At 73.7% G+C, this 26911-nt stretch carries 22 protein-coding genes; 12 read left to right on the top strand and 10 right to left on the bottom strand.

The features are described from left to right. The first annotated feature begins 192 nt into the window (after nt 1-192). Nucleotides 193-1383, top strand: coding sequence for a zinc-dependent alcohol dehydrogenase (locus ACZ6CZ_RS22515; RefSeq protein ID WP_469023906.1), 1191 nt, complete (start codon nt 193-195; stop codon nt 1381-1383). Between the two features lie 16 nt (nt 1384-1399). On the opposite strand, the gene ACZ6CZ_RS22510 is transcribed toward ACZ6CZ_RS22515, so the two are convergent. Then, nucleotides 1400-2479 (bottom strand): ATP-dependent DNA ligase, encoded by a 1080-nt coding sequence (locus tag ACZ6CZ_RS22510; protein WP_469023903.1) that lies wholly within the window; start codon nt 2477-2479, stop codon nt 1400-1402. A gap of 74 nt (nt 2480-2553) precedes the next feature. Between ACZ6CZ_RS22510 and ligD the strand changes: the two genes are divergently transcribed. Together ligD and ACZ6CZ_RS22500 are read left to right on the top strand one after the other, a co-directional pair. Next, entirely contained in the window at nt 2554-3588 is a 1035-nt protein-coding gene (ligD, locus tag ACZ6CZ_RS22505) for a non-homologous end-joining DNA ligase (protein ID WP_469023902.1), read from the top strand. A gap of 134 nt (nt 3589-3722) precedes the next feature. Further along, nucleotides 3723-4757, top strand: coding sequence for a LacI family DNA-binding transcriptional regulator (locus tag ACZ6CZ_RS22500; protein ID WP_469023900.1), 1035 nt, complete (start codon nt 3723-3725; stop codon nt 4755-4757). Nucleotides 4758-4795: 38 nt separating this feature from the next. On the opposite strand, the gene ACZ6CZ_RS22495 is transcribed toward ACZ6CZ_RS22500, so the two are convergent. After that, complete coding sequence (locus ACZ6CZ_RS22495; protein ID WP_469023897.1) at nt 4796-5587, bottom strand: VOC family protein; 792 nt, start codon at nt 5585-5587, stop codon at nt 4796-4798. Nucleotides 5588-5866: 279 nt separating this feature from the next. Here ACZ6CZ_RS22495 and ACZ6CZ_RS22490 point away from each other — a divergent pair, with 279 nt between their 5' ends. Further along, on the top strand, nt 5867-6106 hold the full coding sequence (locus tag ACZ6CZ_RS22490; protein WP_469023895.1) for a WhiB family transcriptional regulator: 240 nt from the start codon (nt 5867-5869) through the stop codon (nt 6104-6106). A gap of 40 nt (nt 6107-6146) precedes the next feature. Here ACZ6CZ_RS22490 and ACZ6CZ_RS22485 read toward each other — a convergent pair whose 3' ends face one another. The 4 genes from ACZ6CZ_RS22485 to ssgD form a co-directional block, all read right to left on the bottom strand. Next, a complete protein-coding gene (locus ACZ6CZ_RS22485) occupies nt 6147-7121 on the bottom strand; it encodes an acyl-ACP desaturase (RefSeq protein ID WP_469023892.1) in 975 nt (324 codons plus the stop codon). A 236-nt stretch (nt 7122-7357) separates the two neighbouring features. Then, on the bottom strand, nt 7358-8134 hold the full coding sequence (gene ddaH, locus ACZ6CZ_RS22480) for a dimethylargininase (protein WP_469023890.1): 777 nt from the start codon (nt 8132-8134) through the stop codon (nt 7358-7360). 181 nt (nt 8135-8315) lie between these two features. Then, a complete protein-coding gene (locus ACZ6CZ_RS22475; protein ID WP_469023888.1) occupies nt 8316-9974 on the bottom strand; it encodes an ABC-F family ATP-binding cassette domain-containing protein in 1659 nt (552 codons plus the stop codon). A 271-nt stretch (nt 9975-10245) separates the two neighbouring features. Next, nucleotides 10246-10662, bottom strand: a complete 417-nt coding sequence (ssgD, locus tag ACZ6CZ_RS22470) for a spore wall synthesis regulator SsgD (protein ID WP_469023885.1) — start codon at nt 10660-10662, stop codon at nt 10246-10248. A gap of 299 nt (nt 10663-10961) precedes the next feature. Here ssgD and ACZ6CZ_RS22465 point away from each other — a divergent pair, with 299 nt between their 5' ends. Both ACZ6CZ_RS22465 and ACZ6CZ_RS22460 read left to right on the top strand, forming a co-directional pair. Then, the gene (locus ACZ6CZ_RS22465; RefSeq protein WP_469023883.1) at nt 10962-11294 is read left to right on the top strand and encodes a plasmid stabilization protein; all 333 of its coding nucleotides are present in this window, start codon (nt 10962-10964) and stop codon (nt 11292-11294) included. A 72-nt stretch (nt 11295-11366) separates the two neighbouring features. Further along, complete coding sequence (locus ACZ6CZ_RS22460) at nt 11367-12080, top strand: endonuclease V (RefSeq protein ID WP_469023881.1); 714 nt, start codon at nt 11367-11369, stop codon at nt 12078-12080. Here the strand turns inward: ACZ6CZ_RS22460 and ACZ6CZ_RS22455 are convergent. Beyond that, nucleotides 12049-13230, bottom strand: a complete 1182-nt coding sequence (locus ACZ6CZ_RS22455; RefSeq protein WP_469023879.1) for a saccharopine dehydrogenase family protein — start codon at nt 13228-13230, stop codon at nt 12049-12051. The genes ACZ6CZ_RS22460 and ACZ6CZ_RS22455 overlap by 32 nt on opposite strands. Nucleotides 13231-13409: 179 nt before the next feature. On the opposite strand from ACZ6CZ_RS22455, the gene ACZ6CZ_RS22450 reads away from it, so the two are divergent. Genes ACZ6CZ_RS22450 through ACZ6CZ_RS22440 form a run of 3 tightly spaced genes read left to right on the top strand, consistent with a single transcriptional unit; the run spans nt 13410 to nt 18103 of the window. Beyond that, a complete protein-coding gene (locus tag ACZ6CZ_RS22450; protein ID WP_469023877.1) occupies nt 13410-14624 on the top strand; it encodes a CaiB/BaiF CoA transferase family protein in 1215 nt (404 codons plus the stop codon). Between the two features lie 40 nt (nt 14625-14664). Beyond that, nucleotides 14665-15879 (top strand): acetyl-CoA C-acetyltransferase, encoded by a 1215-nt coding sequence (locus ACZ6CZ_RS22445; RefSeq protein WP_469023874.1) that lies wholly within the window; start codon nt 14665-14667, stop codon nt 15877-15879. 40 nt (nt 15880-15919) lie between these two features. Further along, nucleotides 15920-18103 carry a 3-hydroxyacyl-CoA dehydrogenase NAD-binding domain-containing protein gene (locus tag ACZ6CZ_RS22440; RefSeq protein ID WP_469023872.1) on the top strand — a complete coding sequence of 728 codons (2184 nt, stop codon included), beginning with the start codon at nt 15920-15922 and terminating at the stop codon, nt 18101-18103. On the opposite strand, the gene ACZ6CZ_RS22435 is transcribed toward ACZ6CZ_RS22440, so the two are convergent. Continuing rightward, a complete protein-coding gene (locus ACZ6CZ_RS22435) occupies nt 18033-18794 on the bottom strand; it encodes a MerR family transcriptional regulator (protein ID WP_469023870.1) in 762 nt (253 codons plus the stop codon). The two genes, ACZ6CZ_RS22440 and ACZ6CZ_RS22435, sit on opposite strands and share 71 nt — an antisense overlap. A 212-nt stretch (nt 18795-19006) precedes the next feature. Between ACZ6CZ_RS22435 and ACZ6CZ_RS22430 the strand changes: the two genes are divergently transcribed. Then, nucleotides 19007-20467, top strand: a complete 1461-nt coding sequence (locus tag ACZ6CZ_RS22430; protein WP_469023868.1) for an amino acid permease — start codon at nt 19007-19009, stop codon at nt 20465-20467. 68 nt (nt 20468-20535) lie between these two features. On the opposite strand, the gene ACZ6CZ_RS22425 is transcribed toward ACZ6CZ_RS22430, so the two are convergent. Next, nucleotides 20536-22026, bottom strand: coding sequence for a M1 family metallopeptidase (locus tag ACZ6CZ_RS22425; protein WP_469023866.1), 1491 nt, complete (start codon nt 22024-22026; stop codon nt 20536-20538). Between the two features lie 173 nt (nt 22027-22199). On the opposite strand from ACZ6CZ_RS22425, the gene ACZ6CZ_RS22420 reads away from it, so the two are divergent. After that, complete coding sequence (locus ACZ6CZ_RS22420) at nt 22200-24170, top strand: Xaa-Pro dipeptidyl-peptidase (RefSeq protein ID WP_469023864.1); 1971 nt, start codon at nt 22200-22202, stop codon at nt 24168-24170. 6 nt (nt 24171-24176) lie between these two features. On the opposite strand, the gene ACZ6CZ_RS22415 is transcribed toward ACZ6CZ_RS22420, so the two are convergent. After that, nucleotides 24177-25109, bottom strand: coding sequence for an FAD-dependent oxidoreductase (locus ACZ6CZ_RS22415; RefSeq protein WP_469024024.1), 933 nt, complete (start codon nt 25107-25109; stop codon nt 24177-24179). A gap of 142 nt (nt 25110-25251) precedes the next feature. Here ACZ6CZ_RS22415 and ACZ6CZ_RS22410 point away from each other — a divergent pair, with 142 nt between their 5' ends. Further along, nucleotides 25252-26895, top strand: a complete 1644-nt coding sequence (locus ACZ6CZ_RS22410) for an ABC-F family ATP-binding cassette domain-containing protein (protein WP_469023861.1) — start codon at nt 25252-25254, stop codon at nt 26893-26895. Nucleotides 26896-26911: the final 16 nt, after the last annotated feature.

Raw genomic sequence — 26911 nt, 5'->3', positions numbered from 1 at the left:
GCCCGTGCCTTCGATTGTGCGCCCGGCGGCCACCGCCGGCCATCCCCGCCGGGCCTGGTGGCCGGTTCGGTCCGGGGCGTACGGGTACCCGGGGGCCACCGCGAATCCGAAGGCGCCGGTGTCCGGGCGCGTCGCGCATTCCGACGGCGCGAAGGGCGGCCGGCGCGCACGCGATCAAGGGAGCGCGACCTCATGAAGGCAGTCACCTGGCAGGGCAAGCGGGACGTGCGCGTGGAGGAGGTGCCCGATCCACGGATCGAGGAGCCCACGGACGCCGTCATCCGGATCACGAGCACCGGCCTGTGCGGCTCGGACCTGCATCTGTACGAGGTGCTCACCCCGTTCATGACACCGGGCGACATCATCGGCCACGAGCCCATGGGCATCGTGGAGGAGGTCGGGCCCGAGGTGCACGACCTGCGGCCCGGCGACCGGGTCGTGGTGCCGTTCCAGATCTCCTGCGGGCACTGCTTCATGTGCTCGTCCGGGCTCCAGACCCAGTGCGAGACCACCCAGGTCACCGGCGAGGGCATGGGCGCCGCCCTGTTCGGCTACACCCGCCTGTACGGCGCGGTGCCCGGCGCCCAGGCCGAGTACCTGCGCGTCCCGCAGGCGCAGTACGGGCCCATCAAGGTGCCGGAGGGGCCGCCGGACGACCGCTTCGTCTACCTCTCCGACGTCCTGCCCACCGCATGGCAGTCGGTCGCCTACGCCGAGGTCCCGGCCGGCGGCTCCGTCGCCGTCCTCGGGCTCGGCCCCATCGGCGACATGGCCTGCCGGATCGCCCGGGTGCGGGGCGCGGAGCAGGTCATCGGCATCGACCTGGTGCCCGAGCGGCTGGCCCGGGCCCGGCGGCGGGGCGTGCAGACCTACGACCTGCGGGCCTACGACAGCGAGAAGGAGCTGGTCGCCGCCGTCCGCGACGAGACCGGCGGCCGGGGACCCGACGCCGTGATCGACGCCGTCGGCACCGAGGCCCACGGCAGCGCCGCCGCCCGGCTCGCCCAGCAGGCGTCCTCGATGCTGCCGCGCAAGCTGAGCGCACCCCTCGCCGAGCGCTTCAGCGTCGACCGGCTGGCCGCCCTCTACGCCTCCATCGACCTGGTGCGGCGGGGCGGCACGCTCTCCCTCATCGGCGTCTACGGCGGCATGGCCGACCCGCTGCCGCTGCTCACCCTGTTCGACAAGCAGGTGCAGATCCGGATGGGCCAGGCCAACGTCCGCCGCTGGAGCGGTGAGATCATGCCCTACCTGACCAACGACGACCCGCTCGGCGTGGACGACTTCGCCACCCACCGGCTCCCGCTGTCCGAGGCGCCGCACGCGTACGAGATGTTCCAGCGCAAGCAGGACGGGGCCGTCAAGGTCCTCATGCGGCCGTGACCGCGCCGCCCGGCCCTCAGCCGGCGGAGTCCTTCGTGCCCAGGATCTCCGCCAGGTCGTAGCGGACCGGCTCCTCCAGCTGGGCGTAGGTGCAGCTGTCCGCGGTGCGGTCGGGCCGCCAGCGGCGGAAGCGGGCGGTGTGCCGGAACCGGGCGCCGTTCTCCATGTGGTCGTAGGCCACCTCGGCCACCCGCTCCGGCCGCACCGGCACCCACGACAGGTCCTTCTTGCCCGACCAGCGGCTCGGCGCCCCCGGCAGCCGGGCCGTCTCGTGGGCGGCTTCCTCGGACCAGGCCGCCCAGGGATGCCCGCGCACGTCGTCCATGCGCAGCGGCTCCAGCTCCTCGACGAGTTCGGCCCGCCGCTTCATCGGAAAGGCCGCGGACACGCCGACGTGCTGGAGGGTGCCCCGGTCGTCGTACAGGCCCAGCAGCAGCGAGCCCACCACGGGGCCGCTCTTGTGCAGGCGGTAGCCCGCCACGACGACGTCCGCCGTCCGCTCGTGCTTGATCTTGAACATCACGCGCTCGTCCTGCCGGTAGCGCAGGTCGAGCGGCTTGGCGACGACCCCGTCCAGACCCGCGCCCTCGAACCGCTCGAACCACTGCCGGGCCACCTCGATGTCGGTCGTCGCCGGCGCCAGGTGGACGGGCGCGGTCACCCCCGCGAGCGCCTCGCCCAGCAGCGCGCGGCGCCCGGTCAGCTCCACGTCCAGCAGCGCCTCCTCGCCGAGGGCCAGCAGGTCGAAGACGACGAAGGAGGCGGGTGTCCGCTCCGCCAGCGTCCGCACCCGGGAGTCCGCGGGGTGGATGCGCTCGCTCAGCGCGTCGAAGTCCAGCCGCCCCTCCCGCGCGATCACGATCTCCCCGTCCAGCACGCACCGCCGCGGCACCCGCTCCCGCAGCGCCGCCACCAGCTCCGGGAAATACCTGGTCAGCGGCTTGCCGGTGCGACTGCCCAACTCGATGTCCGCCCCGTCGCGGAACACGATCGCGCGGAAGCCGTCCCACTTCGCCTCGTAGTGCATGCCCGGCGGGATCCTCGCCACCGGCTTGGCGAGCATCGGCTTCACGGGCGGCATCACGGGCAGGTCCATACCTCGCATTCTGCGCGTACCGGGCCGGCGACGCCCGGTGTGCGAGGTGTGCGGGGGACGCCTACCGTGGCCGCATGGCTGATGCGGTGGAACTGGACGTGGGCGGCCGTACCGTGCGGCTGTCCAGCCCGGACAAGGTCTTCTTCGCCGAGCGCGGCTTCACCAAGCTCGACCTCGCCCGCTACTACGCCGCCGTCGGCCCCGGCATCCTGCGCGCCCTGCGCGACCGCCCCACCACCCTGGAGCGGTATCCGGACGGGGTGGGCGGCGAGTGGTTCTACCAGAAGCGCGCCCCCAAGGGCATGCCCGGCTGGATCCCCACCGCCCACATCACCTTCCCCAGCGGCCGCACCGCCGACGAGATGTGCCCCACCGAGGAGGCCGCCGTGGTGTGGGCCGCCCAGTACGGCACCCTCACCTTCCACCCCTGGCCGGTGCGCCGCACGGACGTCGACCACCCCGACGAACTGCGCATCGACCTCGACCCGCAGCCCGGCACCGACTACGCCGACGCCGTCCGCGCCGCCCACGAGCTGCGCGCCGTCCTCGACGAGTTCGGCGGCCTGCGCGGCTGGCCGAAGACGTCCGGCGGCCGGGGCCTGCACGTCTTCGTGCCCATCGAGCCCCGCTGGACCTTCACCCAGGTGCGGCGCGCCGCCATCGCCGTGGGCCGCGAGCTGGAACGGCGGATGCCGGACCAGGTGACGATCAGGTGGTGGAAGGAGGAGCGGGGCCGCCGCATCTTCGTCGACTACAACCAGACGGCACGCGACCGCACCATCGCCTCCGCCTACTCCGTACGGCCCCGCCCGCACGCCCCGGTCTCCGCGCCGCTGCGCTGGGAGGAGGTCGGCACCGCCGAACCCCGGGACTTCGACCTCGCCACCATGCCCGCCCGGTTCGCCGAGCTGGGCGACGTGCACGCCGACATGGACGAGCACGCCTTCTCCCTCGAACCGCTGCTGGAGCTGGCCCGCCGCGACGAGCACGAGCACGGTCTGGGCGACCTGCCGTATCCGCCGGAGTACCCGAAGATGCCCGGCGAGCCCAAACGGGTCCAGCCGAGCCGGGCCCGCCACGAGAAGGCCCCGCCGCCGCCCGCGCCCTGACCTGCCGGCGCCGTGACCTCCGCGCCCGCGCCCCGGCCTGCGCACCGGCCACCCGGGCCGCACCGGCGGCCGCGTCCCTCGGCCGGCGGCGGCGAAGATATGCTGACCGGCAGCCGCCCAGGAGGAGTTCCGAAGTGACCGACGCAGTCTCGCGTCCCACGCTGGAGGCCGTGGCCGCGCGGGCCGGGGTGTCCCGGGCCACCGTGTCCCGCGTCGTCAACGGCGGGGACGGCGTGCGGGAACCTCTCGTCGAGCGGGTCAGGCGGGCCGTGGAGGAACTCGGTTACGTCCCCAACCAGGCGGCGCGCAGCCTGGTCACCCGGCGCCACGACGCCGTCGCGGTCGTCATCGCCGAACCCGAGGCCCGGGTCTTCGCCGACCCCTTCTTCGCCCTGCAGATGCGCGGCATCAGCAAAGAGCTGACCCAGCACGACAACCAGCTGGTGCTGCTGCTGACCGAGGGACGCGACGACCACGCCCGGGTGGCCCGCTACCTCGCCGGCGGCCACGTCGACGGCGCCCTCGTCTTCTCGCTGCACCTCGACGACCCGCTGCCCCGCCTCATCCAGGACGCGGGCGTGCCCACCGTGTTCGGCGGGCGGCCCGGCTGGAGCGACGGCACCCGCAGCGCCGTCTACGTGGACAGCGACAACCGGGGCGGGGCCCGGGAGGCCGTACGCCACCTCGTCGGCCTCGGGCGGACTCGGATCGCGCACATCACGGGGCTGCTCGACCAGACCTCGGCGGCGGACCGGCTCGACGGCTACCGGGACGTCATGGGCGACGCCGACCCCCTGCTGGTGGTGGAGAGCGACTTCACCCCGGCCGGCGGCGAACGCGCCATGCGTGAACTCCTCGCCCGCTGCCCGGACGTGGACGCCGTGTTCGCCGCCAACGACCTGACCGCGCTCGGCGCGCTGCGCGTGCTGCGCGAGAGCGGGCGCCGGGTGCCCGAGGACGTGGCCGTGATCGGCTTCGACGACATGCTGGGCGTCGCCGAACAGGCCGACCCGCCGCTGACGACGGTGCGCCAGGACATAGAGGAGATGGGCCGGCTGATGGCCCGCCTCCTGCTGCGCGTCGCGGAGCCCCGGCCCGGCGGGGAGCCGGCGGGCGCGCCGTCCAGCGTCGTGCTGCCCACGACGCTGATACGGCGCGCGTCCGCCTGACCTGCCCCGGGGCCTCGCGAAGCGTCCCGGCGAGCGGCTCAGCCCTGCCGCGACTCGCTCCTGATCACCGCGAAGCGCGCCCCGTGGGGATCGGCGAGCTTCGCCATGCGGCCGACGCCCGGCACGGTCGTGGCCGGCATGCGCACCGTGCCGCCCAGCCGCTCGGCCCGCTCCAGCGCCGCGTCGGTGTCCTCGACCTCGAAGTACGGCAGCCAGTACGGACCGGCCTGCGCCTCCACCGGGTCGTCGGCCAGCGGCACCATCCCGCCGAACATGGCGTCCTCGCCGCCCCGCGCGGGGTTGACGCAGGTGTAGGTGCCGCCGGGGAAGGGCACGGCCGAGGTCTCCAGGCCGAACACCCGGTCGTAGAAGGCGGCGGCCGCCGCGATGTCCGGCGTGTACAGCTCGACCCAGCACAGCGCGCCGGGCGCGTCCGCCAGGTCCACGCCTCTGGTGCGCCCGGGCTGCCAGACACCGAACACGACGCCTGCCTGGTCGGTGAGGATCGCCAGGTGCCCCTGTCCCATCACGTCCAGGGGCTGGACCAGCGTCCTGCCGTGCGCCTGCTCGGCCGCCTTCACGGTGGCGTGCGCGTCCGGGGTCTGGAAGTACACCGTCCAGGACGGCGGGCCCTGGTCGGAGCCGGTCTGCATACCGCCGGCCACGGTCCGGCCGTCCAGCTGGAAGAAGCCGTAACCACCGGTGTCCGGCCCCGCCGAGCGGAACTCCCAGCCGAAGAGACCGCCGTAGAAGGAGGTGGCGCCCTCGATGTCGGGGGTGGCGACGTCGAGCCAGTTCGGAGCGCCGTCGACGAAACGGGTGGTGAGCATCTGCGCCCTCCTCGGAAGGGATCCCGTCCTGTGCACTGCCGAGTCTGGCACCGCCCACCGACAATCGCCGCCCCGGCCACGCGCCCGGCGCGGCCCCGGCCGGCGTCACCCTCGGTGACCCGGCCGGTCCGCTGTGTCCACCGTTCTTCCCCGGACCTCCGCGCGCCGCCGTGCGCGGGGCCGTCCCGGGGGAGGATCATCGGGGCGGCCGGCAGCCTCGGACATGGCGTTGATCCGGCGTTGATCGAACGTTTTTCCCCGCCCGGCACGATCCTGGCCATGCACACCGACACGATCACCCCGGCCGGCACCGCCTGGCAGAAGCAGGCCCTGTGCGCGCAGACCGGGGCGGACTTCTTCTTTCCCGAGCCGGGCAGCTCGGTACGCGACGCGAAGCGCATCTGCGGCATGTGCGAGATGCGCTCCGCGTGTCTCGACTACGCGCTCACCCACGACGAACGGTTCGGCGTCTGGGGCGGCCTGTCGGAGAAGGAACGCCTGGAACTGCGCCGCGGCTGACCGGATGCGGCGGAGGCGGCCGGTGAGGTCCGGCGGCCGGTCAGGCTCCCGCCCGCGCCGCCATCCGGGCCTTGCGCGCGGCCAGCTTCTCGTCGAACTTGGCCGCCTCCGAGTCGAGGCCGCCCATGAACAGGCCCAGTTCCTCCTGCGCCTGACGGCCCTCGGGGCCGAGGCCGTCGATCTCCAGGACCTTCAGGAAGCGCAGGACGGGCTGGATCACGTCGTCGTGGTGGATGCGCAGGTTGTAGACCTCGCCGATGGCCATCTGGGCGGCGGCCCGCTCGAAGCCGGGGATGCCGTGACCGGGCATGCGGAAGTTGACGACGACGTCGCGGACCGCCTGCATGGTCAGGTCGGGGGCGAGGTCGAAGGAGGCCTTCAGCAGGTTGCGGTAGAAGACCATGTGCAGGTTCTCGTCGGTCGCGATGCGGGCCAGCATGCGGTCGCAGACCGGGTCGCCCGACTGGTGACCGGTGTTGCGGTGCGAGATCCGCGTCGCCAGCTCCTGGAAGGCGACGTAGGCGATCGAGTGCAGCATCGAGTGCCGGTTGTCCGACTCGAAGCCCTCGCTCATGTGGGACATGCGGAACTGCTCGAGCTTGTCCGGGTCGACCGCGCGCGAGGCGAGCAGGTAGTCGCGCATGACGATGCCGTGCCGGCCCTCCTCCGCGGTCCAGCGGTGCACCCAGGTGCCCCAGGCGCCGTCCCGGCCGAACAGGCTGGCGATCTCGTGGTGGTAGCTGGGGAGGTTGTCCTCGGTGAGCAGGTTGACGACCAGCGCGATGCGGCCGATCTCCGTGACCTTGGACTGCTCCTTCTGCCAGGCCTCGCCGTCCTCGAAGAGGCCGGGGAAGTTGCGGGCGTCGCTCCACGGGACGTACTCGTGGGGCATCCAGTCCTTGGCGACCTTCAGATGGCGGTTCAGTTCGTTCTCGACCACTTCCTCCAAGGCGTACAGCAGCCGGGCGTCGGTCCAGACGGAGGGGCTGCCGAGGTGCGGAGAGGTGATCGTCACAGGAACTCCAGGGGGACGCCGAACAAGGGGGAACGAAAGGGGAGGTACCGGCGAGCGGTGCCGGATCTACGAGATCGTAGGCTACGTTTCCGTAGGTTACGAAGCCGTAGGTTAAGCACGCCGTAAAGATCGCTGATCAGACCCCTCGTGTTCGGTGTTGCCCGTGTCGCGCGCCTCATGCCTCACCGGGTGGGGACCGCAGGTCCGGGGGCCGGTGGCGGCCGGGGACCACGCCGTCACGCGTACAGCTCGCGCAGCCGCACGGAGAGGCATGTCACACAGCCCTCGAGCTTCTCGAACTCGCCGATGTCCACCGTGACGACGTCGTGACCGAGGTCCGTGAGCAGTTCCGCAGTCCTCGGGGCACTGGCGGACATGAGCAGCGAGCCGCCGCCGAGCAGCACCACATGGGCGCCGGCCTCCTCGGGCACCGACAGGAAACGCGGGAACAGCGAGGGCCGGTCCACCTTGGGGATGTGGCCGATCACCGTGCCGTCCGGCAGCGCGGTCACCGCCGACTTCAGGTGCAGCACCTTGCTCACCGGCACCGCGACCACCCGGGCGCCCAGCGGCTCGAAGGCGGCCCGCAGCTGCCGCACCCCGGCCGCGTCGGTACGTCCGCCCCGGCCGACGTAGACGGTGTCGCCGACCTTCAGGACGTCACCGCCGTCCAGGGTGGCCGGCTCCCAGATCCAGTTCACCGAGCAGCCCAGGCGGGCGACGGCCTCCTCCACCCCGGCGGTCTCCGCGCGCCGGGACTCGGCGCCGGGCCGGGTGATCAGCGCCACGTTGCGGAACATCACGACCGCGTCCTCGACGAACACCGAGTCCGGGCAGTCGTCGGCCGGTTCCACCTCGACCGTCTCCCAGCCGTGGGCGCGCAGCGCCTCCACGTAGGCCTCCCACTGCTCGACGGCGAGCCCGACGTCGACCGTTTCCCGCTCGACGTGCGTCACCAGGGCCTCGGCCAGGCGCGGGCTGGGACGGCGGACGAGGGCCTTCTTGCTGGGCACGAGGGGGTCTCCCTATCGGCGGGGCGGAACCGGCGCCGGCGGACGCGGCGCCGGTCGGCCATCATGCAGGGCGGGGCCGGGCTGGCGGAACCCCGGCACGCGGCCCCGTCACGCGGCACCGGCACGCGGCCCGTCACCGGCCCCGGGCCGGTCCGCCGCCGAGGCGACGGCTACCCGGCGGCTACCAGTCCTCCCCGGGCGCGTCCTCCCGCAGTTCCCCCTCCTCCATCACCAGCCGGCGGGTGATCCCCACCGACCGCAGGAACGGCAGATCGTGACTGGCCACGATCAGGGCACCCTCGTACGACTCCAGGGCCGTGGTCAGCTGGCGGACGCTCGCCATGTCGAGGTTGTTCGTCGGCTCGTCGAGCAGCAGCAGCTGCGGTGCGGGCTCGGCCAGCATCAGCGCGGCCAGGGTGGCCCGGAAGCGTTCGCCGCCGGACAGCGTGGCCGCCTTCTGGTCGGCGCGGGCGCCCCGGAACAGGAACCGGGCGAGACGGGCCCGGACCCGGTTGTTGCCGGCGCCGGGCGCGAACCGGGCGACGTTCTCGGCGACGCTCAGGTCGCCGTCGAGGACGTCGAGGCGCTGCGGCAGGAAGCGCGTCGGCACGTGCGCCGTCGCCTCGCCCGCCACCGGCGCGAGCTGCCCCGCGACGGTGCGCAGCAGCGTCGTCTTGCCCGCGCCGTTGCGCCCGGTCAGCGCGATCCGCTCGGGGCCGCGCACCTCCACCACGCCCCGCACGCGTGCCCCGTACGCCATCTCCAGACCGTCCAGCGTCAGCACGCGCCGGCCGGGCGGCACGGCCGTGCCGGGCAGGTCGACGCGGATCTCGTCGTCGTCCCGCACCGCGTCCGCCGCCTCGTCGAGCCGCTCCCGGGCCTCGGCCAGCCGCTCCTCGTGCAGGATGCGGTGCTTGCCCGCGGACTCCTGGGCGGCGCGCTTGCGCGCACCCATGACGATCTTCGGTTCGCGCTTGCTGTCCGCCATCTTCTGCCCGTACCGCTTGCGGCGGGCCAGTTTGACCTGGGCCTCGGTCAGCTCGCGGCGCTGCTTGCGCACGTCGGCCTCGGCGACCCGCAGCATCCGTTCGGCCGCCTCCTGCTCGACGGCCAGGGCGTCCTGGTACGCCGAGAAGGTGCCGCCGTACCAGGTCACCTCGCCCGCCCGCAGCTCGGCGATCTGGTCGACCAGGTCGAGGAGTTCCCGGTCGTGGCTGACCACGACCAGCACGCCGGGCCAGGAGGCGACGGCCGCGTACAGCCGCTCGCGGGCGTACCGGTCGAGGTTGTTGGTGGGTTCGTCGAGCAGCAGCACGTCCGGGCGGCGCAGCAGCAGCGCGGCCAGGCGCAGCAGCACCGACTCGCCGCCGGACACCTCGCCGACGGTGCGGTCGAGGCCGATGTGGCCGAGGCCGAGTTCGCCGAGGGTGGCGAGGGCGCGCTCCTCGACGTCCCAGTCGTCGCCGACCGTCTCGAAGTGCTCCTCGGCCGCGTCGCCGGTCTCGATGGCGTGCAGGGCGGCCCGCCGGGCGGCGATGCCGAGCACCTCGTCGACGCGCAGCGCGGTGTCGAGGGTGATGTGCTGCGGGAGGTGGCCGACCTCACCGGTGACCCGCACGGTCCCGCCGGAGGGAGCGAGGTCACCGGCGGCCAGCCGGAGCAGGGTGGACTTGCCCGAGCCGTTGGCGCCGACGAGTCCGGTCCGGCCGGGGCCGAAGGCGACGTCGAGGCCGTGGAGGACGGCGGTGCCGTCGGGCCAGGTGAAGGACAGGGAGGTACAGGTGAGGGAAGCGGCTGGATGCATGGGTGCCTCGCGGTTGCCGAACGCCGGAAGTGTCATGACGAACGCGTGTCGAGACACCGCGGGGCGGGGACCGTAAGGCGGGGACCGGAAGACCCCGGGCACGGGGAAAGCCCTGTGCCCGCGGGACGGCTCGGACGCCGAGGTCGCACGCCACGCACACCCCACCGGGGGTGACGCGGTGTCTCAGGACCTCAGACGAGCAACGTCCTTCTCCGATCAACGGCAACAGAACCGCTGAACACCGTACGAACGAGCCGTGAGCGCTGTCAAAGGATTAACGGGCCGCGGGCCGTGGCGCGCGCCCGGGTCAGGCGGCGTCCCGCATCAGCCGGTCGAGATCGTGGTCGAGGTCGAGCTGGAGGTGCTCGGCGCCGTCGGGCACGAGGGCGCTGGTGGCCGACAGGAACCGGCGGATCTCCCCGCTGCGCACGTGGACGACCGCGGTGCCCTCGGGCGCGTGGAACTCCAGGACCGTGCGGTCGTAGCCGTACGGGCGCACCCGGACGTCACCGTGCCCCTCGGGGCTCTCCAGGCCCGCCGCCAGCAGCTCCCGGGCGAACGTCCAGCACACCTCGACGCCTTCCAGGGTGGCCGGGGCCGGGAAGGTCATGCGGACGGCGAACGGGTCGCTGCGGTCGTAGCGCAGCGTGGCCGGGATGCTCGGCATGCGCGGTGCGGCGGCGACGAGGCGGGCCTCTACGGGCTGCTCGATGACGGTGGACAACACCTTGCTCCCTCGTGACGGCTGGCTGGACGTCCGGGCGGACCTCCGGGCGGGTGAGACCTGGCAGTACGAGAGACGACGCGGTGGCCCGATCCGTGCACCCGGATTGCGGGTGACCTCTGTCACCGCGTTCATGCACACGGGTGACGCCTGCTCCGGAAGGGACAGGACGGCGCGCAGGGACAGCAGGGGCGCAGGTGACGGGGTGCCGGGTGGCACGGCTGGAGCGCTGAGGTAGGAGTCCGTGACGCGGGGTACTCGTCCGCTCCTGCACACGCACCCGGAGGAAGGGAACGGTCATGCCACGCGGTTCCAGCCCCAAGCGGGAACGTCAGTACGAGCACATCAAGGAGAGCGCGCAGGACCGGGGCGAGAGCGCCGGGCGCGCCGAGGAGATCGCCGCGCGGACCGTGAACAAGGAACGCGCCCGCTCCGGCGAGGCAAAGACCTCAAGCCGCAGCTCGACGCAGGACATGTCCTCGGGCAAGCGCGGCGGGCAGCGCTCCGGCAAGGGCTCCGGGGGCCCCACCTACGACCAGCTGTACAACGAGGCCAAGCAGCGCGGCATCCAGGGCCGCTCGGACATGAACAAGGCGCAGCTCCAGCGCGCGCTGGACTCCAGGAAGAACTGAGTCCCGGCGGCGCGGCGGAAGCGCCGGGCCGCCGGGCCGCGGGCCGCTCCCGGGCCGTACAGTCGGGGCACGATGACGACCGTAGGCATACCGGCGGGCTGGCCCGCGACCGAGGACGAGGCCCGCGCCGTGCAGGACGAACTGCGCGCGCGGGTGGTGCTCGACGAGAGCGGTCCCCCGCCGGGGACGGGTCTGGTCACCGGGGTGGACGTCGCCTACGACGACGCCCGTGACCTCGTCGCGGCCGCGGCCGTCGTGCTGGACGCGGCGACCCTGGAGGTGGTCGCGCGGGCCACGGCCGTCGGCCGGGTGTCCTTCCCGTACGTCCCCGGCCTGCTCGCCTTCCGGGAGATCCCGACCGTCCGCGCCGCGCTGGACGCCCTGCCGTGCCCGCCCGGCCTGGTCGTCTGCGACGGCTACGGACTGGCGCATCCGCGCCGCTTCGGACTCGCGAGCCACCTCGGCGTGCTGACCGGCCTGCCCGTCATCGGGGTCGCCAAGAACCCGTTCGCCTTCACCTACGACGAACCGGCCGCGCGGCGGGGCGCCGCCGCGCCGCTCCTCGCCGGCGGTACGGAGGTCGGCCGGGCGCTGCGGACCCGGGACGGCGTCAAACCGGTCTTCGTCTCCGTGGGCCACCGGGTCGGCCTGGACGACGCCTGCGCGCACACCCTGGCCCTGACACCCCGCTACCGGCTGCCGGAGACCACCCGCCGGGCGGACGCGCTGTGCCGCCAGGCGCTGCGGGAGGCGGTCAGCCGGAGCGGTGCGCCACCCGGAAGGTGAGCCCCGCCGCGCGCAGCCGCCCGGTCAGCGCGTCGCCCATCGCCGCCGCCGTGGTGACCTGCCCGGCCGTCGGCGGCAGGTCGTCGAAGGCCAGGCAGAGGGCGGCCTCGGCGAACATCTTCGCGGTCTCGTCGTAGCCCGGGTCGCCGCCCGCGACCTCCGTGAACACCCGCCGCCCGCCGCCCTCGCCGACGAAGCGCACCGAGAACCAGCTCCTCGCCCGCTTCTGCGCGCTCGGCCCGTCCCCGGGCCTGAGCCGGTCCGACAGCCGGCGCCGTGCCGGCGGCAGCTGGGCCGCCGCGGCCAGCGCGCCGACGGCCGCGACCCCGCCGAGGGCGACCGGCAGGCGCCTGACGGCCGCGTAGTGCCGGTAGCGGAAGTCGGGCCCGTAGCGTTCCAGGGCCTTCGCCGAGCGGCGCACGACCTGTCCGTCCAGGGTGGGCAGCGGCAGGACCCAGGCGCCCACCTCCCCGGCGAACCGCGGCGCGCCGACCGGCGCCGACACCCGGCGGCCCATCAGCCGCGGCTCGTGGCGGGCGCGTTCCCGCGCGGCGGCCAGCAGCTGCGGCCCGCGCGCGAACTGGTTCAGGGCCGAGGCGAGGGTGCCTCCGGAGAAGGCGGCGTCGACCGTGACGAAGCCGTCCACCGTCAGCGGCACGCCCTCGGGCAGCTGCCGCACCGTGAAGTACGCCCCCAGGTCGTGCGGGACCGAGTCGAAGCCGCACGCGTGCACCAGGCGGGCACCCGTCTCCCGCGCGCGTGCGTCGTGCCGGACGTACGCCAGGTCCACGAACTCCGGCTCGCCGGTGAGGTCGAGGTAGTCGGTCCCGCTGTCCGCGCAGGCGGCGACGAGCTCCTCGCCGTAGGTGACGTACGGCCCCACGGTCGTGGCCACCACGCGCGCCTGCCCGGCGAGGGCGCGCACCGTCGCGGGCTCGGTGACGTCCGCCCGCAGCACGCCGGCCCGGGCGCCGCCCGGCAGCTGGTCGCGCAGCCGCCGCAGCTTCACCTCGTCCCGGCCCGCCAGCGCCCAGCGCAGGCCCTCGGGCGCGTGTGCGGCGAGGTACTCCGCGGTGAGCGTGCCGACGAAGCCGGTGGCCCCGAAGAGCACGAGGTCATACGGACGCTCGGTCTTTTTCATCCTGCTCATGACACCTCTCGGTCGTTCACCCCGTGCCGCTGCCGGTGGCTGAGGCTAGCGTGAGGGGCGCGCGGGCGACGACCGCAGTACGCTGGCCAAGCGCTTGCTCGCCGGGCCTTGTGCCCGGTGGAACACGTTCTTACCATCACCGGTGTCACAGCAGATGTGTCACGTCGACCGGGGGCGCGATGACGACGGCAGAGACGACCGCAGGGGCGTCGGCGGCGACCGGGCCCGAGGCGGACCTGAAAGGCGCCACGGCGGGCCCGCCGGGGCACGGCCCGCTCTCCGGCGTGCGCGTGGTCGAGCTGGCCGGGATCGGGCCCGGCCCGTTCGCCGCGATGCTCCTGGCCGACCTCGGCGCCGACGTGGTGCGGGTGGACCGCCCCGGCGGACCGGGCCTCGCGATCGACCCCGCCCGCGACGTCACCAACCGCAACAAGCGGTCGGTGATCGTCGACCTCAAGGCCCCCGGCGGCGCCGCGCGCGTGCTGGACCTGGCCGAGCGGGCCGACATCCTGATCGAGGGCTACCGCCCCTCGGTCGCCGAGCGCCTCGGCGTCGGCCCCGCCGCCTGCCACGCCCGCAACCCCCGGCTGGTCTACGGCCGGATGACCGGCTGGGGCCAGGACGGGCCCCTCGCCGACCGCGCCGGCCACGACATCGCCTACATCGCCCTGACCGGCACCCTCGGCATGATCGGCCGCCCGGACGAACCCCCGGCCGTCCCCGCCAACCTGGTCGGCGACTACGCGGGCGGCGCCCTCTACCTGGTCGTCGGTGTGCTGGCCGCGCTCCACCACGCCCGCGCGAGCGGCGCGGGGCAGGTCGTCGACGCCGCCATCGTGGACGGCACGGCCCACCTCTCCGCCATGATCCACGGCATGCTGGCCGCCGGCGGCTGGCAGGACCGCCGCGCCGCCAACCTGCTGGACGGCGGCTGCCCGTACTACGGCACCTACGAGACCGCCGACGGCGCCCACATGGCCGTCGGGGCCCTGGAACAGCGGTTCTACGAGGAGTTCCTGCACCTGCTCGGCCTGGACGAGCTGGCCCCGGCCCATGCCGACTGGACCCGCTGGGGCGAGCTGCGCGAGCGGATCGCCGCCCGCTTCAGGTCCCGTACCCGGCAGGAGTGGACGGCCGTCTTCGAGGGCTCCGACGCCTGCGTGGCCCCGGTCCTGTCCCTGCGCGAGGCCCCGCACCACCCCCACCTCGCCGCCCGCGGCACCTTCACCGAGTTCGCCGGCATCACCCAGCCCGCGCCGGCCCCCCGCTTCTCCGCCACCCCGACCGCCGTCCGCTCCGCCCCCGCCCTGCCGGGCACCGGCGCCGAGACGGTGGCACGGGACTGGGGCATCCCCACGGCACCGCACGGCCGATCCGCCCCCGAAGGCGGCTGACCACCGCCCCGCTCGCCCCACCCTCCCGAAAGGCAGCCCAGTGAGCACCGAAGCGTACGTGTACGACGCGATCCGCACCCCGCGCGGCCGCGGCAAGGCGTCCGGCGCCCTGCACGGCACCAAGCCCATCGACCTGGTCGTCGGCCTCATCCACGAGGTCCGCGACCGCTTCCCGGGCCTGGACCCGGCCGCCATCGACGACATCGTGCTCGGCGTCGTGGGGCCCGTCGGCGACCAGGGCTCGGACATCGCCCGGATCGCGGCCATCGCCGCCGGACTGCCGGACACGGTGGCGGGCGTCCAGGAGAACCGCTTCTGCGCGTCCGGTCTGGAGGCCGTCAACATGGCCGCCGCCAAGGTCCGCTCGGGCTTCGAGGACCTGGTGCTGGCCGGCGGCGTGGAGTCGATGTCCCGGGTGCCGATGGCCTCGGACGGCGGCGCCTGGTTCAACGACCCGATGACCAACCTCGCCGTCAACTTCGTGCCGCAGGGCATCGGCGCCGACCTGATCGCCACCATCGAGGGCTTCTCCCGGCGGGACGTCGACGAGTACGCGGCGCTGTCGCAGGAGCGGGCGGCCACCGCCTGGAAGGAAGGCCGCTTCGACCGCTCCGTCGTCCCGGTGCGCGACCGCAGCGGGCTCGTCGTCCTCGACCACGACGAGCACCCCCGGCCCGGCACCACCGCCGACTCGCTGGCGTCGCTCAAGCCGTCCTTCGCCGACATCGGCGAGCTGGGCGGCTTCGACGCCGTCGCCCTGCAGAAGTACCACTGGGTGGAGAAGATCGACCACGTCCACCACGCGGGCAACTCCTCCGGCATCGTCGACGGCGCCTCCCTGGTCGCCATCGGCTCCCGGGAGATCGGCGAGCGCTACGGGCTCACCCCGCGCGCGCGGATCGTCTCCGCCGCCGTCTCCGGCTCCGAGCCCACCATCATGCTCACCGGGCCCGCCCCCGCCACCCGCAAGGCCCTCGCCAAGGCCGGGCTGACCATCGACGACATCGACCTGGTCGAGATCAACGAGGCGTTCGCGGCCGTCGTCCTGCGGTTCGTGAAGGACATGGGCCTGTCCCTGGACAAGGTCAACGTCAACGGCGGCGCCATCGCGCTCGGCCACCCCCTGGGCGCCACCGGCGCGATGATCCTCGGCACGCTCGTCGACGAGCTGGAGCGCCAGGACAAGCGCTACGGCCTGGCCACGCTCTGCGTCGGCGGCGGCATGGGCATCGCCACCGTCGTCGAGCGCATCTGACCTCCCGCGGAACCCACAGACTGCAACGGAGACGACCCTCATGACCGAGAGCACCACCATCCGCTGGGAGCAGGACGACACCGGTGTCGTCACCCTCGTCCTCGACGACCCCAACCAGTCCGCGAACACCATGAACCAGGCGTTCCGCGACTCCCTCGCCGTGATCGCCGACCGGCTCGAGGCCGAGCGGGACGCGATCCGCGGCGTCATCCTCACCTCCGCCAAGAAGACCTTCTTCGCCGGCGGCGACCTGCGCGACCTGATCCGGGTCACCCCCGACACCGCGCAGGAGCTGTTCGACGGCGGCCTCGCCATCAAGCGGAACCTGCGCCGCATCGAGACCCTGGGCAAGCCGGTCGTCGCCGCCATCAACGGCGCCGCCCTGGGCGGCGGCTACGAACTCGCCCTCGCCTGCCACCACCGGGTCGCCCTCGACACCCCCGGCACCCGCATCGGCTGCCCCGAGGTCACCCTGGGCCTGCTGCCCGGAGGCGGCGGCGTGGTCCGCACCGTCCGCCTGCTGGGCATCGCCGACGCGCTGCTGAAGGTGCTCCTGCAGGGCACCCAGTACACCGCCCGGCGCGCCCAGGAGAACGGGCTCGTGCACGAGGTGGCCGCCACCCCGCAGGAACTGCTCGACAAGGCCCGCGCCTACATCGACGCCCACCCCGACTCCCGGCAGCCCTGGGACGAGCCGGGCTACCGTATCCCCGGCGGGACGCCCGCCAGCCCGAAGTTCGCCGCGAACCTGCCCGCCTTCCCGGCCACCCTGCGCAAGCAGACCAACGGCGCCCCCTACCCGGCCCCGCGCAACATCCTCGCGGCCGCCGTCGAGTCCTCCCAGGTCGACTTCGAGACCGCGCAGGTCATCGAGGCCCGCTACTTCGTGGAGCTGGCCGCCGGGCAGACCTCGAAGAACATGATCCAGGCCTTCTTCTTCGACCTCCAGGCCGTCAACTCCGGCGCCAGCCGCCCCCAGGGCGTCGAGCCGCGCCAGGTCCGCAGGGTCGCCGTCCTCGGCGCCGGGATGATGGGTGCCGGCATCGCCTACGCGTGTGCCCGCGCGGGCATCGACGTCGTCCTCAAGGACGTCTCCCTGGAGGCGGCCGTCAAGGGCAAGGGCTACTCCGAGAAGCTGTGCGCCAAGGCCGTCGCCAAGGGCCGCACCAGCAAGGAGAAGGCCGACGCGCTGCTCGCCCGGATCACGCCCACCGCCGAGGCGGCCGACCTCGCGGGCTGCGACGCGGTCATCGAGGCGGTCTTCGAGGACACCTCGCTCAAGCACAAGGTGTTCCAGGAGATCGAGCACGTCGTCGCCCCGGACGCGCTGCTGTGCTCCAACACCTCAACCCTGCCCATCACGGCCCTCGCCGAGGGCGTCGAACGCCAGGTGGACTTCATCGGGCTGCACTTCTTCTCGCCCGTCGACAAGATGCCGCTCGTGGAGATCATCAAGGGCGAGCGCACCGGCGACGAGGCGCTGGCCCGCGCCTTCGACCTGGTCCGGCAGATCAACAAGACGCCCATCGTCGTCAACGACTCACGCGGCTTCTTCACCTCCCGGGTGATCGGCCACTTCATCAACGAGGGCGTCGCCATGGTCGGCGAGGGCGTCGAGCCCGCCTCCGTGGAGCAGGCGGCCGCGCAGGCCGGCTACCCGGCCAAGGTCCTCTCGCTGATGGACGAGCTGACCCTCACCCTGCCGCGCAAGATCCGCACCGAGACCAGGCGGGCCGTCGAGGAGGCCGGCGGCACCTGGACGGCCCACCCGGCCGACGCGGTCATCGACCGCATGGTCGACGAGTTCGGCCGCACCGGCCGCAGCGGCGGCGCGGGCTTCTACGAGTACGACCAGGACGGCCGGCGCGCCGGGCTCTGGCCGGGCCTGCGCGAGCACTTCACCCGGGAGGGCGCCGGGATCCCGTTCCGGGACATGCAGGAGCGCATGCTCTTCGCCGAGGCCCTGGACACCGTGCGGCTCCTGGAGGAGGGCGTCCTGACCTCCGTCGCCGACGCCAACATCGGCTCGATCCTCGGCATCGGCTTCCCCGGCTGGACCGGCGGCGTGCTGCAGTACATCAACGGCTACGAGGGCGGCCTGCCCGGCTTCACGGCCCGCGCCCGGGAACTCGCCGAGCGCTACGGCGAGCGCTTCACCCCGCCGGCCCTGCTGGTGGAGAAGGCGGAGAAGGGGGAGCGGTTCGGCGACCAGGCCCGTCCGTGAGCCACTCGCCCAGCTCCTGACGCAGGGACCGCTGGAAGGTGGTGAGCAGCGCCTGCACCAGCAGCGGGTGCATGTGCGCCGACAGGGACCGCACGTCCCGGTCGGCGCGCTCGGCCACCTCCTCGCGGAACAGCCGGGACAGCTCCCGGGCCGCGGCGCGCGAGTGCTCGACGAGCACCTCGCGCGCCGCGAGGATCGCCTCCTGCGACAGCGGCACGTCGAGCAGCCGCAGGCCCAGCCGGAGCAGCCCGGCGTCCACCCGGTACGTGTCGGCGCCGCCGGGCTCCGGCACGGCGACGTCCATCGCCGCCAGCCGCTCCAGGTCGTCCTCGGCCAGCGGCCGTCCCGCCCGCCGCTCCAGCTCCCGGCGCGGCACCGTCTCCACCGCGTCCGGCGCCCAGGACGCGACCACCGCCCGGTGCACGGCCAGGTCGTGCGGGCTGAGGTCCCCCGGCAGCCGGCTCAGGTAGCGCTCGACCGCCGCGAGGGTCATGCCCTGCTGCCGCAGCTCCTCGATGAGGGCCAGCCGCGCCACGTGCGCGGGGCCGTAGTGACCCACCCGGCGGGGGCCGATCTCCGGCGGGGGCAGCAGCCCCTTGCTGCCGTAGAAGCGGACCGTGCGCACGGTCAGGCCCGCCCGGGCGGCCAGCTCGTCGATGGTGAGGGGCGTCTGCCCGGCGTCGGTCGTCATGCGCAGCAGTATCGCCGCCGCGCCGGTGGCGCGTGAGCGGGGCCGGAAGTGTGTGAGAAGTTCCGCCCTGTGAACCGGGTCATCGCATACCCGGCCGTCCCGGGGGAAGCTGCTGGTTCGGTCTGTACCGCGACACATCGGGGTGGTGCGGGCCTGGACCTGCACGGACCCCGGCCCCGCGAGGCCCGGGCGCACCAGGGAGTGGACCACCCGTGAGCAAGGAAGTCGTGGAACCGGCACCGGCCGCTGCCCGTCCCCGCGCGGACCGCGCACCCGCCGACGCGGGAGACGCCGGATACAGCAAGGACCTCAAGGCCCGCCACGTCAACATGATCGCCATCGGCGGCGCCATCGGCACCGGGCTCTTCCTCGGCGCCGGCGGCCGGCTGCACACCGCCGGCCCGGCGCTCGCCGTGGCCTACCTGGTCTGCGGCGTCTTCGCCTTCTTCGTCGTCCGGGCCCTGGGCGAGCTGGTGCTCTACCGGCCGTCGTCGGGTTCCTTCGTGTCGTACGCGCGCGAGTTCCTGGGCGAGAAGGGTGCCTACGTCGCCGGCTGGATGTACTTCCTCAACTGGTCGACCACCGGCATCGCCGACATCACCGCGATCGCGCTGTACACGCACTACTGGAGCGCGTTCACCAGCATCCCGCAGTGGGTGCTGGCGCTGGTCGCCCTCGCTGTGGTGCTGGCGGTGAACCTGATCTCGGTGAAGATCTTCGGTGAGATGGAGTTCTGGTTCGCGATCGTCAAGGTCGCCACCCTCGTCGGCTTCATGCTGATCGGCGTCTTCCTGCTCGCCACCCAGCACGACGTGGGCGGCCACCGGCCCGGCCCGGCGGTCATCGGCGACCACGGCGGGCTCCTCCCGCACGGCTTGATGCCGGTGATCCTGGTCATGCAGGGCGTGATCTTCGCGTACGCGGCCCTGGAGCTGGTCGGCGTCGCGGCCGGCGAGACCGCCGAGCCGGAGAAGGTCGTCCCGCGCGCGGTGAACTCGATCATGTGGCGGGTGGCCGTGTTCTACGTCGGCTCGGTCGTGCTGCTGGCCCTGCTGCTGCCCGGCTCGGTCTACTCGGCCGACGAGAGCCCGTTCGTCACCGTGCTGTCGAAGATCGGTGTCCCGGCGGCCGGGGACGTGATGAACCTGGTCGTGCTGACCGCCGCCATGTCCTCGCTGAACTCCGGCCTGTACTCCACCGGCCGCATCCTGCGCTCCATGGCGACCGCGGGCTCCGCGCCGAGATTCACCGCCCGCATGAACCGCCACCAGGTGCCCTACGGCGGCATCCTGCTGACCTGCGCGGTGTGCGTGCTCGGCGTGGGCCTGAACTACCTGGTGCCGAGCCAGGCCTTCGAGATCGTGCTGAACGTCGCCTCCCTCGGTGTCATCAGCACCTGGATGATCATCATGATCTGCCACCTGGTCTTCGTCCGCCGCGCCCGGGAGGGCCGGCTCACCCGGCCGCACTTCCGGCTGCCGTTCAGCCCGGTCACCGAGATCGTCACGATGACCTTCCTGCTCGCCTGCCTGGGCATGATGTGGAACGACCCCGAGGTCGGCCGCAAGACCCTGCTGCTCGTCCCGGCCATCGCCGTCCTGCTGGTCGGCGGCTGGTTCGGCGTGCGCCGCCGGGTCTTCGCCGGCGCCGAGTCGCCGGACGCGGGGCGGTGACGCCCCGGTTCCCCGGCCGGTGACGGCGGCCGTGCGGCGCCCCGCGGGGACGCCGCACGGCCCGGGGCTCAGTGCCCGTGCACGTCGTTCGTGGCCTCGATCGTCCGCCACGACCGCGGCCGGGCGGGCGCCGCGGCGGTGGTGAGGGACGCGGAGCGCGCGGCGGACGCGGCGGGCTTCGACGGCTGGAACAGCCAGGTGTCGAACAGTGCGGACAGCGGCCGGCCGGACACCCGCTCCGCGTACGTGCGGAAGTCGTCGACCGAGGCGTTGCCGTACGCGTGCTCCTTCGGCCAGCCCCGCAGGACGGCGAAGAACGCGTCGTCCCCGATCTCCTCGCGCAGCGCCTGGACGGCCAGCGCGCCCCGGTCGTACACGGCGGTGTCGAACTGGTCGTCCGGGCCGGGGTCGCCCGGCTTCACCGTCCAGAAGGCGTCGTCCGCCGGGTGCGAGGCGTAGACGTAGTCGGCCAGCTCCCGCGTGGTGCCCTCGCCCTCGTGCTCCGACCACAGCCACTGCGCGTACCGCGCGAAGCCCTCGTTGATCCAGATGTCCTTCCAGCCCTTGAGTGACACCGAGTCGCCGAACCACTGGTGGGTCAGTTCGTGCGCGACCACCGAGGTGTTGGAGCCGTTCGCGAACTGCCGGGGGCTGTAGTACACGCGGGTCTGGGTCTCCACCGCGTACCCGGTGGTGGTGTTGGGGACGTAACCGCCGGCGGTGGCGAACGGATACGGCCCGAAGTACCCGCTGAGCCAGTCCACGATCTCCCCGGTGCGCTCGACGCTCGCCCGCGCCGCCCCGTCGTTGACTCCGAGGTCGGTGCTGTAGGCGTTGATCACCGGCACCCCGCCGTCGGAGGTGCCGGTGACGATGTCGAACCGGCCGACGGCGAGCGTGGTCAGATAGGTCGCCTGCGGCTTGTCCTGCCGCCAGGAGTAGCGGGTCCAGCCCAGCTTCGAGACGGCCGACTGGAGGGTTCCGTTGGAGATCGCCTGTGTGCCGTCCGGGACGGCGACGGACACGTCGTAGGTGGCCTTGTCGAGCGGGTGGTCGTTGCTCGGGTACCACCACCAGGCGGCCTCGGGCTCGTCGGCGGCGACCGCGCCGTCCGGGGTGCGGTGCCAGGTGCTGAAGCCGTACGCGCTCTTGGCGGACGGCACGCCGCTGTAGCGGACGACGACGGTGACCGCCGCGCCCTTGGCCAGGGGTGTCCTGGGGGTGACCACCAGCTCGTGCTGCCCGGAGGTGGTGAAGGACGCCGCGGCGCCGTTGACCCGTACCTCGCTCACGTCCAGCAGGAAGTCCAGGTCGAAGCTGGACAGGTCCTGGGTGGTGCGCGCCAGGATGGTCGCGGTGCCCTCCAGCTCGTCCGTGCGCGGCTGGTAGCGCAGCCTCAGGTCGTAGTGGGAGACGTCGTAGCCGCCGTTGCCGTAGTACGGGTAGTAGGGGTCGCCGATGCCCGGCGCGCCGGGGGAGTGGCTCGCGGCCGATGCCGGGATCGCCAGCAGCAGGGAGGCGGCCGCGAGTGCGCCCGGTGCGATGATTCTGCGGTGCACGTCAGCTCCAAGTCGTTCGGACAGGAAGTCTGTTCGGAGCCTATTGAGTCCCGCCGAGCCCTGGCATGTCCACGACCCCGGCTGTCACACGATCGCCATTCGGCCGTCACGCGCTCGGACGCCGCCTCAGATGCCGTCTTCTGCACGGGAGTTGACCGGAGTACCGTCCGCGCATGCCGAAACGCACGCGCTTCACGATCTGGAGAACGTTCGCGACCGTCGCCGTCGCCACCCTGACGGCCGTCCTCCTCACCCCCGCCGCCGCGCATCCCGCCGCCGCACGCCCCGCGCCCCGCGAGAGCCGGCCCGTCTACTCCTACGCGCACGCCGTCCGGGAGTCCGTCTGGGTGGACACCGGCCTCGACGCGGACGGCGACGGACGCGCCGACCGGGTCGCCGCCGACATCGTCCGCCCCGCCGAACCGGCCCGGCAGGGCCGCAGGGTCCCGGTCATCATGGACGCCAGCCCCTACTACTCCTGCTGCGGACGCGGCAACGAGAGCCAGCGCAAGACCTACGACGCCGACGGCCGGGTCGTGCAGATGCCGCTGTTCTACGACAACTACTTCGTGCCCCGCGGCTACGCCTTCGTCGGCGTCGACCTGGCCGGCACCGACCGCTCCGACGGCTGCGTCGACGTCGGCGGCCGCTCCGACATCCAGTCCGCCAAAGCCGTCGTCGACTGGCTGGGCGGACGCGCGAAGGCCTACACCACCCGCACCGGTACCACCAGGGCCACGGCGTCCTGGAGCAACGGCAGGACCGGCATGATCGGCAAGAGCTGGGACGGCACCATCGCCAACGGCGTCGCCGCCACCGGCGTCAAGGGGCTGAAGACCATCGTCCCGATCAGCGCGATCTCCTCCTGGTACGACTACTACTTCGCCCAGGGCGCCCCGCTCTACGACGGCGGCCCCGACGACCTGGCCGGCTACGTCGAGAGCGACGACGCCCTGGCCCACTGCGCGGCCGTGCAGCGCCGGCTCGCCGACGGCAGCCCGCGCTCCGGCGACTGGACCGCGCTGTGGAGCGAGCGCGACTATGTCAAGGACGCCGCCAAGGTGCGGGCCAGCGTGTTCCTGGTGCACGGCATGCAGGACCTCAACGTGCGCACCAAGCACTTCGGCCAGTGGTGGGACGCGCTGGCGCAACGCGGCGTGACCCGCAAGATCTGGCTCTCCCAGACCGGGCACGTCGACCCCTTCGACTACCGCCGCGCGGCCTGGGTCGACACCCTGCACCGCTGGTTCGACCACGAACTGCTCGGCTACGACAACGGCATCGACCGCGAACCCATGGCCGACGTCGAACGCCACCCCGACCGGTGGGCCACCTCCGCGGTGTGGCCGCCGCGCACCGTGCGCACCGCCACCCTGCACCCGGCCACCGGCGCCCGGCCGGGCGCCGGCACCCTCGGCGCGCGCTCCGCCGCCGGCACCGAGACCTTCACCGACGACCCGGCGCGCGGCGAGACCGACTGGGCCGCCCACATCGGCGCCACCACCCCCGAGAAGGCCGGCTTCGTCACCCGCCCGCTCACCCGGGCCCTGCGGCTGGCCGGCTCCTCCGAGGTCACCGTCACCGCCACCCCGACCACCCCGACGGCCCACCTGACCGCCGTCCTGGTGGACCTCGGCCGGGACACCGTCCGGGACTACGCCGACGCCGGCGAGGGCATCACCACCCTCACCGACCGCACCTGCTGGGGCAGGAGCACACCCGGCGACAGCGCCTGCTTCCTGGCGACCGCGGCGAAGACGGCCGACGTCGACTACACGGTGCTCAGCCGCGGCTGGGCGGACCTCGGCACCTACGCCTCCCCGCACCGGGGCGTCCCGCTCACCCCGGGCCGCGCCTACACCATCACCATCGACCTCGCGGCCACCGACCATGTCGTGCCCCGGGGACACCGGCTCGCGCTGATCGTCGCGGGCACCGACAAGGACCTCATCGACCCGCCGGCCGACCGGCCCACCCTCACGCTCGACCTGGCCCGCACCGCCGCCCGTCTCCCGCTGGCCGGCGGCCCCGCCGCCTTCGCCCGCGCCACCTCGCCCGCCGCCGCGGCCCCCGCCGCTCCGGCACCGGCCCCGCTGACCGGCCTCCACGCGCCGCGCGCCGCGCAGCGCGTCCCCGTGGGCTGACCCGCCTCAGGCGGCCGGGTACGCCAGCCCGGCCGCCGCACGGGCGCAGCCCCACGCCACGGTGACACCGGCGCCGCCGTGCCCGTAGTGGTGCACCACCACCCGCCCGTCCGGCAGCGGCACCCGCTCCAGCCGTACCGCCTCCCGGGCCGGCCGCAGGCCCACCCGGTGCGCCAGGACCCGCGCGCCGGCGATCTCCGGCCGGACGGCGGCGCACCGCTCGACGATGGCCGACGCGGCCGCGGGGTCCGGCTCCAGGGACCAGGCGTCCTCCTCGGCCGTACCGCCCAGGATCAGCCCGCCGGGCTGCGGGAAGAAGTAGGTGGACGCCGCCGCGTCGTGCTCGACGGCCGTGAACCACGTGGTGATCCCCGGGTTCTCCACCACGACCAGCTGTCCGCGCACCGGCCGCACCCCGGGATCGGGCACCAGCGCCCGCGCCCCCAGCCCCGTGCAGTTGACCACCACCCGGGCGGGCACCGCGGCCAGATCGCTCACCGTCCGCTCCTCCACCGTCCCGCCGGCCCGCACCAGCCGCTCCCGCAGCCACGCCAGGTGCACCGGCATGTCCAGCAGCGGCAGCCGGGCCCGCAGCCCGCCCGCGCCGTCCCCGGCGTCCGGCACCGGCCGCAGGTCCGCGACCCGGCCCGCCCAGTCGCCCAGCCCGTCCAGCCGCAGCCCCGCGTGCACCCCCTCGACCAGCCGCACGCCCGTCTCCTCCGGCCGCGCCGCCAGCCCCTCGTACACGGACAGCGTCTCCAGCGCCCACGCCCCGACGAGGCGCTCCGGCTCGATGCGGTACGGCCACCACAGCGCGCCGGCCACCGCCGAGGTCGTGCGCTCGGCCGGCTCCCGCGTCCACATCCGCACCCGGCGCCCGGCCTCGGCGAGCACGACGGCCGTCGTCAGGCCGACGACCCCGCCGCCCACCACGATCACTTCGTCGTTCGACTCCCGCTCCACGCCGCGACGTTAGCGGACTCTGTCATGGCACGCTCAGCCCCGCGGGCGCCGGGAGCGGCCGCGGTCCGGTGAACGCCGCCGCGGCGGGCGCCGCGGGGCCGTTAGGATCGGCCGTCTGATGACTGCCACCCTCGTCGCCAAGAACCTCGCCGCCGGACACGGCGACCGCTCGATCTTCTCCGGCCTCGACCTCGTCGTCGCCCCCGGGGACGTGATCGGGCTGGTCGGCGCCAACGGCGCGGGCAAGTCCACCCTGCTGCGGATGCTCGCCGGGCTGACCGCGCCCGAACAGGGCGAGCTGCGGCTCTCCCCGCCGGCCGCGACCGTCGGCCACCTGCCGCAGGAACCGGAGCGCCGGCCGGGCGAGACCGTGGGCGCCTTCCTCGCCCGCCGCACCGGCGTCGCCGAGGCCCAGCGGGTGATGGACGAGGCGACCCAGGCACTCGTCGACGGGCTGCCCGGCGCCGACGACGCCTACGCCACCGCGCTGGAGCGCTGGCTGGACCTGGGCGGCGCCGACCTGGAGGAGCGGGCCGAAGAAGTGGCCGACTCCCTCGCCCTGGCCGTGGACCTGGACCGGCCGATGACCTCCCTGTCCGGCGGTCAGGCGGCCCGGGCCGGCCTCGCCTCCCTGCTGCTGTCCCGCTACGACGTCTTCCTGCTGGACGAGCCCACCAACGACCTCGACCTGGACGGACTCGAGCGCCTGGAGCGCTTCGTCACCGGACTGCGCGCGGGCACGGTCGTCGTCAGCCACGACCGCGAGTTCCTCACCCGCACGGTCACCAAGGTCCTCGAACTCGACCTCGCCCAGCAGCAGGTCAACCTCTACGGCGGCGGCTACGCGGCCTATCTGGAGGAGCGCGAGGTGGCCCGCCGGCACGCCCGGGACGACTACGAGGAGTTCGCCGACAAGAAGGCCGCCCTGCACGACCGGGCGCAGATGCAGCGGTCCTGGATGGACAAGGGCGTCAAGAACGCCCGGCGCAAGGCGAACAACGACAACGACAAGATCGGCCGCAAGTTCCGCAGCGAGGCCAGCGAGAAGCAGGCCGCCAAGGCCCGGCAGACCCAGCGCATGATCGAACGCCTGGAGACCGTCGAGGAGCCGCGCAAGGAGTGGGAGCTGCGCATGGAGATCGCGGCCGCCCCCCGCTCGGGCGCGGTCGTCGCCACCCTGCGGGACGCCGAGGTGCGCCGCGACGGCTTCACCCTCGGCCCGGTCTCCCTCCAGGTCGACTGGGCGGACCGGGTCGCGGTGACCGGCGCGAACGGCGCGGGCAAGTCCACCCTGCTGGGGGCCCTGCTCGGCCGGGTCCCGCTGGACGCCGGGCACGCCGCGCTGGGCCCGGGCGTCCTGGTCGGCGAGGTCGACCAGGCCCGCGAGCTGTTCCACGGCACCGAGAGCCTGCTCGACGCGTTCTGCGCGGCCGTCCCCGACACCGAGCCCGCCGAGGTGCGCACCCTGCTGGCCAAGTTCGGCCTGAAGTCGCACCACGTGCTGCGCCCCGCGGCGACCCTCTCCCCGGGCGAACGCACCCGCGCCGCCCTCGCCCTGCTCCAGGGCCGCGGCGTCAACCTGCTCGTCCTGGACGAGCCCACCAACCACCTCGACCTTCCGGCCATCGAACAGCTGGAGTCGGCGCTCGACCTCTACGACGGCACGCTGCTGCTGGTCACCCACGACCGGCGGATGCTGGACGCGGTCCGGGTCACCCGCCGCCTGGAGGTCGCCGACGGCAAGGTGACCGAACGCCGGTAGGTGGCGGCCGGCCGGC

This window comes from Streptomyces sp. NPDC041135 (assembly GCF_055592085.1).
This window is presented reverse-complemented; position numbering and strand designations above follow the sequence as displayed.